Consider the following 15,474-nt stretch of genomic DNA (forward strand, 5'->3'; position numbering starts at 1 on the left):
TGGGCTTGAATGGATGTGCGGTGGGTTGAAGAAGGTTAGTCCTGGTCAAGCTTTTTGCTGCCTGGGCCGGCCTCTTCGCGGGTAAACCCGCTCCTACAACGTCTGTAGGAGCGGGTTTACCCGCGAATGTTTCCCACCATTACCGCTGAAGGAACGCCAGCAAGTCCTCATTCAGCTGCTGCGCATGGGTCACTGCAAAACCGTGCGGGGCCCCGGCATACACCTTCAGCTCGGCACCGCGAATCAGCTCCGCCGCCTGCTTGCCGGTGGTCTCGAACGGCACGATCTGGTCGTCATCGCCATGGATCACCAACGTCGGCACATCGACCTTGGCCATGTCGGGACGGAAATCGGTCTCCGAGAAGGCCGTCACACAGTCCAGGGTGCCTTTGATTGACGCCATCAGCGCAATGTTCAGGGTCTGCGTCTGCACACCCTGGGACACCTGCTGCCCATGGTTCAGGCCGTAGAACGGCGTGGCGAAATCGGCGATGAACTGCGCGCGGTCGGCACGCAGGCCGGCCTGGATGCCCTCGAACACCGACAGGTCGACACCGTCAGGGTTGTCCTCACGCTTGCCGAATACTGGCGTCACCGCGCCCAGCAACACCAGCCCGGCCACCCGCTCGCTGCCGTGGCGGGCGATGTAGCGGCTGACATCACCGCCCCCCATCGAGAAGCCCACCAGGGTGACGTCGCGCAGGTCGAGGTGCTCGATCAGCTGGGCAATGTCATCGGCGAAGGTGTCGTAGTCGTAACCGTTCCACGGCTGGCTCGAGCGGCCGAAACCCCGGCGGTCGAAGGCGATGGCGCGGTAACCGCGGCTGGCCAGGAACTCCATCTGCGAATCCCACATGTCGGCATCCAGCGGCCAGCCGTGGCTGAACAGCACGGGCTTGCCGCTGCCCCAGTCCTTGAAATAGATCGAAGTGCCATCGCGGGTAACGAACGTGCTCATAGCGGTATCTCCTTGAACGTTTCGAGGTGAAGGCGTCGGCTCAGCCGCGCAGCCAGTTGGCGCAGCGGCGGGTTACCCAAGGCATGATGTAGAACACCACGGGCAGGATGACGAACAGGTTGACGATCAGGTTGCCGGTGATCACGCCGCCCAACTGCGGGAAGCGTGCAAACAGCGGCGCCAGCAGTTGCGGGACGACCATGGTCATCGGGCAGATCACCAGGTAGGTCAACAGCGCCTGTTTCCAGCGCGGCGGTTGCGCTGCCGGGGTGCCCGGCGAGCTATCAAGCACCTTGTGTTGCAGGCATACGGTCACCACTTCGCGGTTGTCATGGAGTGCGGTGTTCATCGGCGTTCCTTGGGATGAGCTTGCCCGCATCCACTGTGCAACGGCGGACGGGCGCTGGATTGGATAGGTGTGCTGCCCTGGGCGGGCACCGATTGGCGGCGCCCGCGGCGTTTGCGCTTACTTGTTGGCGTTGAAGGCGTTGTAGCTGGTCATCAGGTTGCGGTAGTCCGGGATGTGGTTGGAGCACAGCGCGGCCAGACCTTCGATGTCGTTGCGCCAGTCACGGTGCAGCTCGCAGGCCACGCCGAACCAGGTCATCAATTGCGCACCCGCCTGGCTCATGCGGTCGTGGGCGGCGTCGCGGGTCATGGCGTTGAAGGTGCCGGAAGCATCAGTGACCACGAACACGTCGAACTCTTCTTCCAAGGCAGACAGGGCCGGGAAAGCTACGCACACTTCAGTCACAACGCCGGCGATGATCAGTTGCTTCTTGCCAGTGGCCTTCACGGCCTTGACGAAGTCTTCGTTGTCCCAGGCGTTGATCTGGCCAGGGCGGGCAATGTACGGGGCGTCCGGGAACAGGGCTTTCAGCTCTGGCACCAATGGGCCGTTGGGGCCTTGCTCGAAGCTGGTGGTAAGAATGGTCGGCAGGTTGAAGAACTTGGCCAGGTCGGCCAGGGCCAGCACGTTGTTCTTGAACGCGTCCGGCTCGATGTCGCGGACCAGGGACAGCAGGCCAGCCTGGTGATCGACCAGCAGTACGGCGGCGTCGTCTTTGTTCAGGCGGTTGTATTTGAAGTGGGTCATGGGGGTAGCTCCTAAGGGTTTTGATGTTCAGTAAGTTGGGTGTTTCGCGTTGATGGGAGAAGATTAAAACCATCACCTTTGGAGCGGTAGATAGCGGTTTTTGGCTTTAGCGTTCTGTTTTGGGAACGATAGATTGGCGTTGGTTTTGCTGGCCTTTTCGCGGGCTCGCCCGCTCCCACAGGGATCGCACAAGGTTCAAAACCAGCGCTTTACCTGGACTGCCCCCAAGAAGTTGGACACCAATCCAACCCTTGGGGGATCTATGGGTAAGTACACCGAGCAATTCAAGCTCACAGCGATCACAGCCTACCTTGATGGCAACAACGGTTTCCGAAAGGTGGCTCAACACTTAGGTATCGATTTCAGCCTGCTTCGACGCTGGGTGGCCAGTTATCAGGCCAATAATGGCATTGGTACAGGCTCGCATGGGCGGCGCTATACCAGTGATTTCAAACAGCAGGTGCTTAGCTATATGCACGAGCATCGGCTTTCGCTGCGCCAGACCGCTGCCCACTTTGGTCTTGGGCAGTCCTCTCAGATAGGCATTTGGCAGCGGCAGTACTACAGTGGCAGTCCTGCACCCTCTACTGCCATCAAGCCAAGAAAGCCAATCGACGTGTCGAAGAAGATCAAGCCTGCCAAACCCACCGATACCAATGATGATCAGAAGTCTCGAGATCAGCTGATGGCTGAACTTGAGTACCTGCGCATGGAGAATGCTGTCCTAAAGGAGCTCAAGGCTCTGCGCGAGGAAAAGGAACGAACACGCGGGAAAAAGCCCTGATCGTTTCCAAACTCAAGCGCAGGTTTCCTTTGCCTGACCTCCTTCAGTTGGTCGAGCTGGCGCGCAGCACCTTCTACTACCAGCTCAAAGCTCAGCAGAAGCCAGACCGGCATGCTGAGCTCAAGGCATTGGTGCATCGCGTCTATCACGAGCAGAAACGGCTTTATGGTTATCGCCGTATCGCACTCGTAATCAGGAAGGAAAAGCGGGTGAACAAGAAGGTCATTGAACGGCTGATGGCTGAGCAGGGATTGAAATCAGTAGTGCGCCCCAAGAAATATCGCTCCTATCGAGGTACCGTCGGCAAAGTGGCAGCGAATGTACTGGAGCGAAATTTTATCGCTCAACGCCCAAACCAGAAGTGGGTGACTGACGTAACCGAGTTCAAAGTAGCTCAGCAGAAGCTCTATCTGTCGCCCGTGATGGATTTGTACAACGGCGAAATCGTGGCCTACGAAATGGCCAGCCGCCCGTGCTATAGCCTGGTTGGGAACATGCTTGGCAAAGCGCTCGATTGCCTGGGAGAGAAACCGAAGCTCGTGCTGCATTCGGATCAGGGATGGCATTACCAGCAGACGCAATACCGCCGTAAGCTAAGCGAATGTGGGGTAAAGCAGAGCATGTCTCGAAAAGGCAATTGCCTGGACAACGCGGCCATGGAAAGCTTCTTCGGCACGCTCAAATCTGAGTTTTTCTACCTGAAGCGTTTCGAGAGCATTGATGAGCTGAGAGCGGGTCTGGATGAGTACATTCACTACTACAACCATGATCGCATCAAGCTGAGGCTCAATGGCCTGAGCCCTGTGGAGTACAGGGCTCAGGCTGCAGCTTAAAACTGTCCAACTTTTGGGGGGCAGTCCAACCTGTGGGAGCGGGCAAACCCGCGAAGGGGCCAGCACAGGCTTGCATTGCCTGCCCGGCAAACCTGCTCTATTACTACCCACAGCCCTCCCCTCACCCCCGAGACCACCATGCTGGCGTTCATCCAGTCGTCCCCGTTGTTGCTCGGTTGCGCCCTGATCCTGCTCGACCTCGTGCTTTGGCAACTGATCCCCATTCAGCGCCATGCCTGGCGCATCAGCGCGCGCCTGGTGATCTTCCTGCTGTTCAGCGCGGTGCTGATGGCCGCCGGCATGAGCCCGCTGCAACCACCGCCGTGGCCCGACGATCTTTCGCGCAACCTGATGGCCACGGTATTGGCCATCGGCTGGTGGCTGTTCGGTGCGCGCACGGTGACCGTGGTGTTCGGCCTGTTGCTGGTGGCCCGTGGCAGCCATGGCGGGCGCTTGCTGCAGGATGTGCTGGGGGCGTTGATCTTCCTCGCCGCCGTGGTCGCGGCCGCAGGCTACGTGCTGCAACTGCCGGTGAAGGGCCTGCTGGCCACCTCCGGGGTAATGGCCATCGTCATCGGCCTGGCGCTGCAGAGCACACTGGCTGACGTCTTCAGCGGCATCGTGCTGAACACCACGCGGCCCTATCAGATTGGCGATTCAATCTCCATCGACGGCACCGAAGGCAAGGTCCTGGACATCGACTGGCGCGCCACGCGCCTGCTGACCGGTACCGGCAGCCTGGCGGTGATCCCCAACTCGGTGGCGGCCAAGGCGCGGCTGCTCAACCACAGTCGCCCGGCCGATGTGCACGGGGTATCGATCAGCGTGGTGGTCCCGGCCAAGGTGCGGCCCAAGCGCGTGTTCGATGCGCTGGAAAAAGCCTTGCAGGGCGTCAGTGCCATCCTTGCGACCCCGAAGCCGAAGGTGACGGTAAAGGCCTCGACTCTGGAGTCGGTGGAGTACGAGGCCAGCGGCTTCGTGGCCGATGCGGGCACCAAGGGCGATGCACGTAACCAGCTGTTCGACCTGGCACACCGGCATCTGGAGGCCAGCGGGGTGATGTGGAACGTCGACCTGGCTGTGCCGCCGCGCAGCCGCCAGCGCGAGGTGCTGGATGAGGTTCGAGTGTTCCGCTCGCTAAGTGATGAAGAGCGCGATGCGTTGAGCCAGCGCATGACTGCAGTCGAGTACCTGGCGGACCAGGTGATCCTGGAGGTGGGCGAGCATTCCGATCATCTGCTGGTGATTGGCAGCGGTGTGGTATCGGCCTCGGTGCGCGACGGAGACAAGCGGCTGGAGGCCGGGCGCATGGGGCCGGGAGAGGTGCTTGGGATCGAGGGGATCATCGACGACGAAGACTCGCTGGCCGAATTCCGCACGCTGACCAGTTGCGTGCTGTACCGGATCGACAAGGAACAGGTGAAGAGCTGTTTGCAGCAGCGTGGCGAAGTGCAGACGGCGTTGAGCAAGTTGCAGCGGTTCCGGCGGCAGAGCCGGGAGTCGTTGTTGCTGCAAAAGCCGGCCCTGATCAAGAAAGGTGGCTTCCTCAGCTGGCTGCACAAGTAAGCCTGTGCTGGCCTCTTCGCGGGTAAACCCGCTCCTACAGGTTCACCACAGCCCTCTCAGGCGGTGAACAATTTGTAGGAGCGGGTTTACCCGCGAATAGGCCAGTACTTACAACACAACCCTCAGGCACTGCCCCGCGTGGTACAGCGAGAAGCCGGACTCGTAGAACGCCGTCCGCAGCGAAGGCGCGCTCACACCGCTCATCGGCGAAAACGGAATCGGCAGGCTGTCCGCCTCGCCTTTGAGCAGGAACTCGGCAAACGCCCGGCCAATCACGGTGCCGGTGGTATTACCGCGCCCGTTGTACCCGGTCACCGCCACCAACCCAGGCGCCGGCTCGAACAGGCGCATCAGGTGGTCAGGCGTGAAGTCGATGCAGCCGGTCCAGTGCATTTCCCACTCGACCTTGCCCAGCTCCGGGTAGTAATGGCCCTGGATGCGGTCGGCCCAGCTGCGCACGAACCACGCCGGCTTGTTGTCGACCCGGCCCAGGCTGCCGAGCAGCAGGCGGCCCTGATCGTCGCGGCGGATGCTGCTGAGCACGGTGCGGGTGTCCCACGAACCTTGGCCATGTGGCAGCACCTTGTCGGCTGCGGTGCCCTGCAGCGGTTTGGAGGCTACCTGATAGTAATAACCGCGGAAGAACTGCTTCTGCAGGTTGCTCCAGTCACCTTCGGTGTAGGCGCCGGTGGAAATCACCACCTTTTCGGCGCGCACAGCGCCACGCGCAGTCTTCACCCGCCAGCCATCACCTTCACGCTCCAGGCCCTCGACCGAAGACTGCTGGAAAATCTTGCCGCCCAGGCGCGTTACAGCAGCCGCCAAACCCTGGGTGTAGCCCATGGGGTTGATGGTGCCAGCACGGCGATCAAGCAGCGCAGCGGAAATCTTGTCAGTACCGCAGTATTCCTGGCACTGGGCACCGGTCAGCAGCTCGACGTCGGCACCTCGGCGGCGCCATTGTTCGTGACGCGCTTCGAGGTCGGCGATACCGGTGGCGTTGTGCGCCATGTGCAGCGTGCCTTTGTGCTGGGCCTGGCAGTCGATGCCGAGGCGCTCGATCATGGCGAACACTTCAGCCGGGGCTTCGCCAAGCACCTTGTTCAGGCGGCTGCCCTGCTTCTGGCCAAGGGTGGCCTCGACGTCGTCGGGGCGGATCCAGGTACCGGCGTTGACCAAGCCGACGTTGCGCCCGGAGCCACCGTGGCCGATCTTCCAGGCCTCCAGCACGATCACCGACTTGCCCTGTTCGAGCAGGTGGATGGCCGCCGACAGGCCGGTAATACCGCCGCCGATCACACAGACATCGGCCTTGTGCTCACCGGCCAGGGCCTGGGCGGCGACGGTCGGTTTGCTGACGTGTTCCCACAAGCATTGTTGACGCAGTTCGGACATGGCCGGCTCCAGCAATTTGTTCTTGTTGGGGCCGCAGGGCGGCCCTTTCGCGGGTAAACCCGCTCCTACAGGGGTCGGTGTCGCTTGGACGAACCCTGTAGGAGCGGGTCTACCCGCGAACCGGGGGCCAGGCCCCCGGCCATGCAGCATCAATCCATCAGTCGAACACGATACCCTGCGCCAGCGGCAGCTCGCGCGAGTAGTTCACGGTATTGGTCTGGCGACGCATGTAGCCTTTCCAGGCATCCGAGCCCGACTCACGGCCACCGCCGGTTTCCTTCTCGCCACCAAACGCACCGCCAATCTCGGCGCCGCTGGTACCGATGTTGACGTTGGCGATGCCGCAGTCGCTGCCCGAGGCGCTCTGGAAGCGCTCGGCTTCACGGATGTCGGTGGTGAAAATGCACGACGACAGGCCTTGTGGCACTTCGTTGTTCAGGCGCAGGGCCTCCTCGAAGTCGTCGTAGGCCAGCACGTACAGGATCGGTGCGAAGGTTTCGTGGCGCACCACGTCACTTTGCGCCGGCATTTCAGCAATGGCTGGCGAAACGTAGTAGGCGTTCGGGTACTGGTCGGCCAGCTGACGCTCGCCACCAAATACCTGGCCACCTTCGTCACGGGCCTTGGCCAGTGCACCCTGCATGGCGTCGAACGACTGCTTGTCGATCAGCGGGCCGACCAGGTTGTCTTTACGTGGGTCGCCGATACGCACTTTGCCGTAGGCGGCTTTGACGCGGGCAACCACTTCGTCCTTGATCGAGCGGTGCACGATCAGGCGGCGCAGGGTGGTGCAACGCTGGCCGGCAGTGCCGACAGCCGAGAACAGGATGCCGCGCACGGCCAGGTCCAGGTCGGCGCTCGGGGCCAGGATCATGGCGTTGTTGCCGCCCAGTTCCAGGATGCTGCGGCCGAAGCGGGCAGCAACGCGTGGGCCGACTTCGCGACCCATGCGGGTGCTGCCGGTGGCGCTGACCAGCGGTACACGTGGGTCGTCGACCATGGCTTCGCCAGCTTCACGGCCGCCGATCACCAGTTGTGCCAAGCCAGCCGGAGCATCGCCGAAGGCTTTCAGGGCTTTTTCGAACAACGCCTGGCAGGCCAGGGCGGTCAGCGGAGTCTTCTCGGACGGTTTCCATACCACCGAGTTGCCGGCCACCAGGGCCAGGGCGGTGTTCCAGGCCCACACGGCAACCGGGAAGTTGAAGGCGCTGATCACGCCGACCACACCCAGCGGGTGCCAGGTTTCACGCATGTGGTGGCCCGGGCGCTCGGAAGCGATGGTCAGGCCGTACAGCTGGCGCGACAGGCCAACGGCGAAGTCGCAGATGTCGATCATTTCCTGCACTTCGCCCAGGCCTTCCTGGGTGATCTTGCCGGCTTCGATCGAGACCAGCTCGCCGAGGTCGGCCTTGTGCTCACGCAGCACTTCGCCGAACAGGCGCACCAGTTCGCCACGGCGCGGAGCAGGCACACTGCGCCAGGCTTCGAAAGCGCTCTGGGCCTGATCGATGCGGGCGATGGTCTCGGCCTTGCCGAGCAGTTTCACCGAGGCGATCTGGCTGCCGTCGATCGGCGTGTGAACAGGGTAGTCGCCCTGGGTGTAAGCCTCGGCGGCAACGCCAAGGCGCTCGAGCAATCCAGCAACCATTTGTGCATCTCCTACATCGGTGATGGGGTGGAAAAATGATGTGGATCAGTATTAATCCGATCACATAGGTACAACAAACGACCTTTATTCCGCATATCATTCCGTCAGGTAATGATTTGAGCCGCAGAGACCGCTATGTCAAAACGCCTGGTACCCTCCATGACCGCCCTGCAGTGCTTTGAAGCTGCAGCCCGCCATCTGAGTTTTACCCGTGCCGCCGAAGAACTGCACCTGACCCAGAGCGCGGTCAGCAAGCAGGTGGCGCAGCTGGAAGACATGCTGCGCCACCACCTGTTCCTGCGCATCCGCCGGCGCTTGCAGCTGACCCCGGCCGGCAGCCTGTACCTGGCCGAGGTCAACAAAATCCTGACCCAGGTGGACATGTCCAGCCGCTACGTACTCACCTACGGCGAGCAGACCGAGATATTGAAGGTAGCCACTCAACCGAGTTTTGGCGTGCGCTGGTTGATCCCGCACCTCAAGGGGTTTGGCAAACGGCACAGCAATATCCACCTGGACATTCGCAACGAAATGGAGCCGTTCGCCCTGCTGCAAGGCTCGGCTGACGTGGTGTTCTTCTATGGCCAGGGGACCTGGCCGGGGGCCACTTGCGTGGAGTTGTTTCGCGAAGAAGTGGTGCCGGTGTGTGCGCCAGAGCTGCTGGCCGGGCGCAAGCTGGCCGGTGCCGAGGAGCTGGCCGAGCTGGTGCTGCTGCAAAGCACCTCGCGCCCGGAGGCCTGGCATGAGTGGTTCCTGGAGCAGGACCTGCAGAGCGTCAGCGCCTACCACGGGCCGCGCTTCGATACGTTCTATATGGCGTTGAGCGCAGCACAGGCCGGGTGCGGGGTAGCGCTGGTGCCGCGCTACCTGGCGGCGAAGGAACTGGCCGACGGTAGCCTGGTGGTGCCGTGGAACCATGCGATGCGCAGTGCCGGGGCGCACTATCTGGCGTACGCTGAACATGCGGCGGAGGTGCCCAAGGTGCGGGCGCTGGTGGAGTGGATCCACGAACAGCTCCAGGCTTGAGGGCCTCTTCGCGGCTAAAGCCGCTCCTACGGGGCCCTGCGCAAGACCCCAACCTTGCACGGTCCCTGTAGGAGCGGCTTTAGCCGTGAAACGGCCGTCGAGGTCGATCAAAAAAGGAATGACACACTCACTTTTTTTCGCTTGTGAGCAAAGTGCATTCCCAGCTTTCATGTAAGCGTCCGAACCCAACCAGGAAGCTAGCGATGCCCGCCAACGATTTCGTCAGCCCAGACAGCATCCGCGCGCAGTTCTCTGCCGCCATGTCGCTCATGTACAAACAGGAAGTGCCGCTGTACGGCACGCTGCTGGAGCTGGTGAGCGAAATCAACCAGCAGGTCATGGCCCAGCAACCCGAAGTGGCCGAGGCCCTGCGCTGGACCGGCGAAATCGAGCGCCTGGACCAGGAACGTCACGGCGCCATCCGCGTCGGCACCGCCGAAGAACTGGCCACCATCGCCCGCCTGTTCGCCGTCATGGGCATGCAGCCGGTCGGCTACTATGACCTCAGCTCCGCTGGCGTACCGGTGCATTCCACTGCCTTCCGCGCGGTGCACGAGCAATCGCTGCATGTCAGCCCGTTCCGTGTGTTCACCTCGCTGCTGCGCCTGGAGCTGATCGACAACCCGCAGTTGCGCGAGCTGGCACAGAGCATCCTGGCCAAGCGCCAGATCTTCACCTCCCGCGCCCTCGAACTGATCGCCCAGTGTGAGCGCGAGGGTGGCCTTGACGCCGCGGATGCAGAGACGTTCGTGCAGGAGGCGCTGCACACCTTCCGCTGGCACCAGGACGCTACCGTTACGGCCGAGCAGTACCAGCAGCTGCACGACCAACACCGCCTGATCGCAGATGTGGTGGCCTTCAAGGGCCCGCACATCAACCACCTGACCCCGCGTACCCTGGATATCGATGCAATCCAGCTCGGCATGCCTGCCAAGGGCATCCCGCCGAAGGCCGTGGTTGAAGGCCCGCCCACCCGCCGCCACCCGATCCTGCTGCGCCAGACCAGTTTCAAGGCCCTGCAGGAAACGGTCGCCTTCCGCGACCAGCAAGGCCGCGAAGGCAGCCACACCGCGCGCTTTGGCGAAATCGAGCAACGCGGCGCGGCGCTGACGCCGAAAGGTCGCCAGCTTTACGACAAGTTGCTCGACGCTACCCGCGCTGCGCTGGGTGGCGCTCCGGCCGAAGCCAATGCCGAGCGTTACATGGCGCTGCTGCAGGCAAACTTTGCCGAATTCCCGGATGACCTGGCGCAGATGCGTGAACAGGGCTTGGCGTACTTCCGCTACTTCGCCACCGAGAAGGGCCTGGCCGCACGCGACCAGGAAGGCCGCCCGACCACCCTGCAAGGCTTGATCGACGCGGGCCACGTGCACTTCGAGGCGCTGGTGTACGAGGACTTCCTGCCGGTGAGTGCGGCGGGGATCTTCCAGTCCAACCTGGGTGACGATGCGCAGGCCGAATACGGCAGCAACGCCAACCGCGAAGCGTTCGAAGCGGCGCTGGGGTTGCAGGTACAGGATGAGCTGGCGCTGTATGCGCAAAGCGAGCGCCGGTCGCTGCAGGCCTGCGCACAGGCGTTGAACCTGGGCTCGATGTAAATCTGTACCGGCCTCTTCGCGGGCTCGCCCGCTCCCACAAGACCTGTAGGAGCGGGCGAGCCCGCGAAGAAGCCGGTGCAGGTGATCAAAGAGGCGGCAGGATTTCCACATCCGGCAAATCCATTGCCGCCACCTCGCCTTCCAGGAACGCACTCAACCGCCGCAACCGCTCGCCGCCTCGCCGGGTGCGCGGCCACACCAGGTAGTAATCCATGCCGCTGGGCACCGCCGTCGGCCATGGCAGGCTCAAGCGCTTCTGCGCCACATCTTCGGCCACCATCAGCAAATCGCCCATGGATATTCCATAGCCACGCGCCGCGGCAATCATGCCCAGCTCAAGGGTATCGAACACCTGGCCGCCCTTGAGCGACACCTCGTCGCCAAGCCCCATACGCTCCAGCCATTCCCGCCAGTCACGCTTGTCCACCGTAGGGTGCAGCAGCTCGATAGAGGCCAGCCTACGTACATCCCAAGGTTCCTCGTCGAGCAGGTCCGGCGCACCGACCGGGATCAGTAACTCAGGGAACAGCTTGCGCACCTCCCACTCCGCCGGGAACACCCCATCACTGAGCAACACCGCGCAATCGAACGGCTCCTGGTTGAAGTCCACATGGTCGACATCCATCCAGGCACTGGTCAGTTGCACCTCATTGCCCGGCTGCAGGTGGCGAAAGCGGCTGAGGCACGCCAGCAACCAGCGCATGGTCAGGGTCGAGGGGGCTTTCATGCGCAATATCTCGTCTTCACCGCACAAGGTTTCACAGGCCCGCTCAAACGCCGCGAAGCCCTCGCGCACGCCCGGCAGCAGTACCCGCCCCGCTTCGGTAAGTTGCAGGCTGCGGCCACTGCGCACGAACAGGCGGCAGGCAAAATGCTCCTCCAGCGTACGGATATGCCGGCTGATGGCGCTTTGGGTGATAGAAAGCTCTTCGCCCGCACGGGTGAAGGAGCTTAGCCGCGCGGCAGCTTCGAATGCGCGCAGGGCATACAGCGGTGGTAGCTGGCGTGGCATGAGGCACCTGCAATATGGGCGTGTGAGGCAAATCACCGAGAAGCCTATATACATGAGTTCAACTCATGCCAACTATCGCTTTTATCCTTTTGTGCAAAGTTGACCGAAGCCTCAGAATCGCCCTTCGTTGATCACCTCAGAATGAAGGACTGCCCCCATGCACGTCGCGCCCACCACAGAACTCAAGGCTTTGCTGCGCCTGGCCGGGCCGCTGATTGCCTCGCAGTTGGCGCACATGCTGATGGTGCTGACCGACACCCTGATGATGGCCCGCATCAGCCCCCAGGCCTTGGCGGGGGGTGGCCTGGGGGCAGCCAGCTATTCGTTCGTATCGATCTTCTGCCTGGGCGTGATCGCCGCAGTCGGCACGCTGGTGGCCATTCGCAAGGGTGCCAACGACATCGAGGGCGCCACCCGGCTGGCGCAGAACGGCCTGTGGCTGGCCTGGGCCTTGGCGCTGTTCGCCGCGCTGGTGCTGTGGAACCTTGAACCTGTGCTGCTGCTGTTCGGGCAGAAGCCCGAGAACGTGGCATCGGCCGCCGAATTTCTCACCCTGCTGCCACTGGCCCTGCCCGGCTATCTGACCTTCATGGCCTTGCGTGGCTTCACCAGCGCGCTGGGCCGCTCGACCCCGGTGATGGTCATCAGTTTGTTCGGCACAGTGCTCAACTACCTGTTCAACGTGGCACTGATCGAAGGCATGTTCGGCCTGCCCAAGCTGGGCCTGATGGGTATCGGCCTGGTCACTGCAGTGGTGTCGATGGGCATGGCCGCTGCCTTGGCGTTGTATATCCGCTGGCATTCGGCCTATGCCGCCTACCCGCTGCGCAAAGGCCTGTCACGCCCATCACTGGCGGCCCTGCGCGAGCTGTGGCGGCTGGGCCTGCCGATTGGCGGTACCTACATGGTGGAAGTGGGCCTGTTCGCCTTCGCCGCGCTGTGCATGGGCGTGCTGGGTAGCACCGAGTTGGCGGCGCACCAGATTGCCCTGCAGATCGTGTCCACGGCATTCATGGTGCCGACGGGCTTGTCCTATGCGGTGACCATGCGCGTCGGCCTGTACTACGGCGCTGGCAACCTGCTGGCGGCGCGCAGCGCCGGGCGGGTGGGCATCGGGTTCGGGGCCATGATCATGTTTGCCTTCGCCGCGCTGTTCCTGCTGCTGCCCGAAGCACTGGTAGGGCTGTTCATCGACCGTAATGACCCGGCCTTTACCGCGATCTTCCAGGTGGCCGTGCAGTTGTTGATGGTGGCGGCGTGGTTCGAACTGTTCGACGGCATGCAGACGATTGCCATGGGCTCGATCCGTGGGCTGAAAGATGCCAAGACCACCTTCCTGATCGGGCTGGTGTGCTATTGGCTGGTGGGGGCGCCGAGTGCCTGGCTGTTCACCTTTACGCTGGGCGGTGGTGCAGTAGGGATCTGGTGGGGGCTGGCGCTGGGGCTGGCATGTGCGGCGGTGGCGCTGACCTTTGGCTTTGAGTGGCGGATGAAGCGGTTGTTGGGGAAGGCTTGGGCTACCGGAAAGGCGACGGCTTCGGCCTGACGTGGGGGCCTCTTCGCGGGTAAACCCGCTCCTACAACGGCCTGTGTCCAACCCCGGTGTGTGTGTCCACCGCAGATCAGTGTGTAGGAGCGGGTTTACCCGCGAATACGGTGGTGGCGGCAACGGTGAACGTCTGGTGGAGATTGGCCAGCAGGCCCGGCCCATTCGCGGGTAAACCCGCTCCTACAGGACAGCCTCCAACTGGCGTCCGGGCGCCTGCAGCAAATACGCCATCAATTCCCCTATCGGTAGCGGCTTGCTGACCAGGAACCCCTGCACCTGGTCGCAACCAAACCCACGCAGCAACGCCAGTTGCTCTTCACTCTCCACTCCCTCGGCCACCACCTCGAGGTTGAGGTTGTGCGCCAGGTTGATCATGGCGTGTACCAGCTTGCGGTTCTCTTCACGCATTTCCATTTCCGCAACAAAGCTGCGGTCCACCTTGAGCAAGGTGATCGGCAGGCTGTTGAGGTGCACGAACGAAGAAAACCCGGTGCCGAAATCATCGAGCGAGAAGCGCACGCCCAGGCGACCCAGCGCGTCCATGGTCTGGCGCACCACCTCGTTGCGGCGCATCACCGCCGTCTCGGTCAGCTCGAACTCAAGCCAGCGGGCATCCACACCGTGCTCGAGGATCAGGCGACTCAACGTGGCCAGTAGCTGGCTGTCCTGGAATTGGCGAAAACTCAGGTTGACCGCCATGTGCAGCGGTTCCAGGCCGCGCTCGCACAATGCCTGCATGTCACGCAGGGCACGGGAAATAACCCAATAACCCAAGGGCACGATCAGGCCGCTCTGCTCAGCCAGTGGCACGAACTCACTGGGTGGCAGCAGCCCGCGCTCGGCATGGCGCCAGCGCACCAGCGCCTCCAGGCCAACAATGCGCCCGTCAGCCAGGTTCAGGCGGGGCTGATAGTGCAGCTCCAGTTCATCGCGGCGCAGGGCGCGGCGCAACTCGCTTTCCAGGTCGGCAAGGCTGCGGGCGTTGCGGTTGATGCGTTCGTTGAACACATGGAAGGTGCAGCCCTGGCTGCCCTTGGCCTGACGCATGGCGATGTGCGCGTGCCACATCAGCGGATCGGCGCCACTTTGCGCGCGAGCATGTGCAAGGCCCAGGCTGCAGCCCAGCAGCAGGCTCTCACCGTCGATCCAGTAGGGCTCTGCCAAGGCCTCGACGATGCGTTCGGCAATCCATTCAGCGCGGTTGGCATCACGACGGGTATCGATCAGCAGAGCGAACTCGTCGCTACCCAGACGTGCCAGTTGGTCGCCCGCCTCCAGCTGATGCTTCAGCCGTGCCACCACCTGCAGGATCAACCGGTCACCGCTCTGGTGGCCCAGGGCGTCGTTGACGTGGCGGAAGTTGTCCAGGTCCAGGTGGCCAAGCGCGACACCACGGCCTTCGTTTTCGGCCAGGCGTGCATTGAGCAAAGCCTGGAAGCCCTGGCGGTTGGCGATGCCGGTCAGCGGGTCCTGCTCGGCAAGGCGCTGCAAGGTGGCGACCAGCACCCCTCGCTCTCGCACATGGCGCAGTGAGCGGCGCAGGGTATCGGCGTTGAGCTGGTCGCGCACCAGCCAGTCACTGACAGCGCTGGGCGCTGCCTCAGGCTCGTGCTCAAGCAGCAGAATAGTCGGCAGCTCGCAACGCCCGGGGGCGGGCTGCAAGGCGGGTGTTGCCAGCACGACGGCCTGACGATCATGGCTGAACAGGCTGTCGACCGCCTCCCAGTTTGGCGCAGTCAGTAACACGGCGCTGCCACCCAGTGCGGGCATGCACGCGTGCAACGAGGCAGCCCATTCCGGCTCATCGGCCAACAGCAGCAAACGCAAAGGTTCGACAGGCGTGGACAAGCGGGCTCCTTAGGGCTTGACGGTGCAACGAGATCTGGAGGGGATGCTACTGCATTCAATGAAAATGATTTTCACTTTTATACATGGTTTTTTCGAGCGTAGCATTCCGACGTATTTTGTCGTGCATCCTGCGCGAAACGAGTCAAACCGGCAAATATGAT

12 protein-coding genes are annotated in these 15,474 nt (G+C 62.6%); 5 read left to right on the forward strand and 7 right to left on the reverse strand.

Going from position 1 to position 15,474, the window contains the following annotated elements:
- Positions 1 to 139 precede the first annotated feature (139 nt).
- From LMH93_RS26345 to ycaC, 3 genes are all read right to left on the reverse strand, one after another.
- Positions 140 to 958 (reverse strand): alpha/beta fold hydrolase, encoded by an 819-nt coding sequence (locus tag LMH93_RS26345; protein WP_003253555.1) that lies wholly within the window; start codon positions 956 to 958, stop codon positions 140 to 142.
- 40 nt (positions 959 to 998) lie between these two features.
- Positions 999 to 1,307 carry a hypothetical protein gene (locus tag LMH93_RS26350; RefSeq protein WP_108191097.1) on the reverse strand — a complete coding sequence of 103 codons (309 nt, stop codon included), beginning with the start codon at positions 1,305 to 1,307 and terminating at the stop codon, positions 999 to 1,001.
- A gap of 117 nt (positions 1,308 to 1,424) precedes the next feature.
- A complete protein-coding gene (gene ycaC / locus LMH93_RS26355) occupies positions 1,425 to 2,054 on the reverse strand; it encodes an isochorismate family cysteine hydrolase YcaC (RefSeq protein ID WP_003253552.1) in 630 nt (209 codons plus the stop codon).
- A gap of 262 nt (positions 2,055 to 2,316) precedes the next feature.
- On the opposite strand from ycaC, the gene LMH93_RS26360 reads away from it, so the two are divergent.
- Both LMH93_RS26360 and LMH93_RS26365 read left to right on the forward strand, forming a co-directional pair.
- Positions 2,317 to 3,671 (forward strand): IS3 family transposase gene (locus tag LMH93_RS26360; RefSeq protein ID WP_230064747.1). Its coding sequence is split into 2 segments (ribosomal slippage): positions 2,317 to 2,790 and positions 2,793 to 3,671, totalling 1,353 coding nucleotides; the frame shifts between segments, so codons are not numbered across the junction.
- A 138-nt stretch (positions 3,672 to 3,809) separates the two neighbouring features.
- Positions 3,810 to 5,237 (forward strand): mechanosensitive ion channel domain-containing protein, encoded by a 1,428-nt coding sequence (locus LMH93_RS26365; RefSeq protein ID WP_003253551.1) that lies wholly within the window; start codon positions 3,810 to 3,812, stop codon positions 5,235 to 5,237.
- A gap of 108 nt (positions 5,238 to 5,345) precedes the next feature.
- Here LMH93_RS26365 and amaA read toward each other — a convergent pair whose 3' ends face one another.
- Together amaA and amaB are read right to left on the reverse strand one after the other, a co-directional pair.
- Positions 5,346 to 6,632 carry an L-pipecolate oxidase gene (gene amaA / locus LMH93_RS26370; RefSeq protein ID WP_003253548.1) on the reverse strand — a complete coding sequence of 429 codons (1,287 nt, stop codon included), beginning with the start codon at positions 6,630 to 6,632 and terminating at the stop codon, positions 5,346 to 5,348.
- 157 nt (positions 6,633 to 6,789) lie between these two features.
- Complete coding sequence (gene amaB, locus LMH93_RS26375) at positions 6,790 to 8,280, reverse strand: L-piperidine-6-carboxylate dehydrogenase (RefSeq protein ID WP_003253547.1); 1,491 nt, start codon at positions 8,278 to 8,280, stop codon at positions 6,790 to 6,792.
- Positions 8,281 to 8,415: 135 nt separating this feature from the next.
- Here amaB and LMH93_RS26380 point away from each other — a divergent pair, with 135 nt between their 5' ends.
- Positions 8,416 to 9,306, forward strand: coding sequence for a LysR family transcriptional regulator (locus LMH93_RS26380; protein WP_003253545.1), 891 nt, complete (start codon positions 8,416 to 8,418; stop codon positions 9,304 to 9,306).
- Positions 9,307 to 9,509: 203 nt separating this feature from the next.
- Complete coding sequence (gene hglS / locus LMH93_RS26385) at positions 9,510 to 10,904, forward strand: 2-oxoadipate dioxygenase/decarboxylase HglS (protein WP_004575228.1); 1,395 nt, start codon at positions 9,510 to 9,512, stop codon at positions 10,902 to 10,904.
- 85 nt (positions 10,905 to 10,989) lie between these two features.
- On the opposite strand, the gene LMH93_RS26390 is transcribed toward hglS, so the two are convergent.
- On the reverse strand, positions 10,990 to 11,916 hold the full coding sequence (locus tag LMH93_RS26390) for a LysR substrate-binding domain-containing protein (protein ID WP_047603706.1): 927 nt from the start codon (positions 11,914 to 11,916) through the stop codon (positions 10,990 to 10,992).
- Between the two features lie 157 nt (positions 11,917 to 12,073).
- Here LMH93_RS26390 and LMH93_RS26395 point away from each other — a divergent pair, with 157 nt between their 5' ends.
- Complete coding sequence (locus LMH93_RS26395) at positions 12,074 to 13,462, forward strand: NorM family multidrug efflux MATE transporter (protein ID WP_060538446.1); 1,389 nt, start codon at positions 12,074 to 12,076, stop codon at positions 13,460 to 13,462.
- A 183-nt stretch (positions 13,463 to 13,645) separates the two neighbouring features.
- On the opposite strand, the gene LMH93_RS26400 is transcribed toward LMH93_RS26395, so the two are convergent.
- Complete coding sequence (locus tag LMH93_RS26400; protein WP_003253539.1) at positions 13,646 to 15,313, reverse strand: putative bifunctional diguanylate cyclase/phosphodiesterase; 1,668 nt, start codon at positions 15,311 to 15,313, stop codon at positions 13,646 to 13,648.
- Positions 15,314 to 15,474 lie beyond the last annotated feature (161 nt).

Source organism: Pseudomonas sp. CIP-10 (assembly GCF_020911845.1).
Taxonomy (GTDB): domain Bacteria; phylum Pseudomonadota; class Gammaproteobacteria; order Pseudomonadales; family Pseudomonadaceae; genus Aquipseudomonas; species Aquipseudomonas alloputida.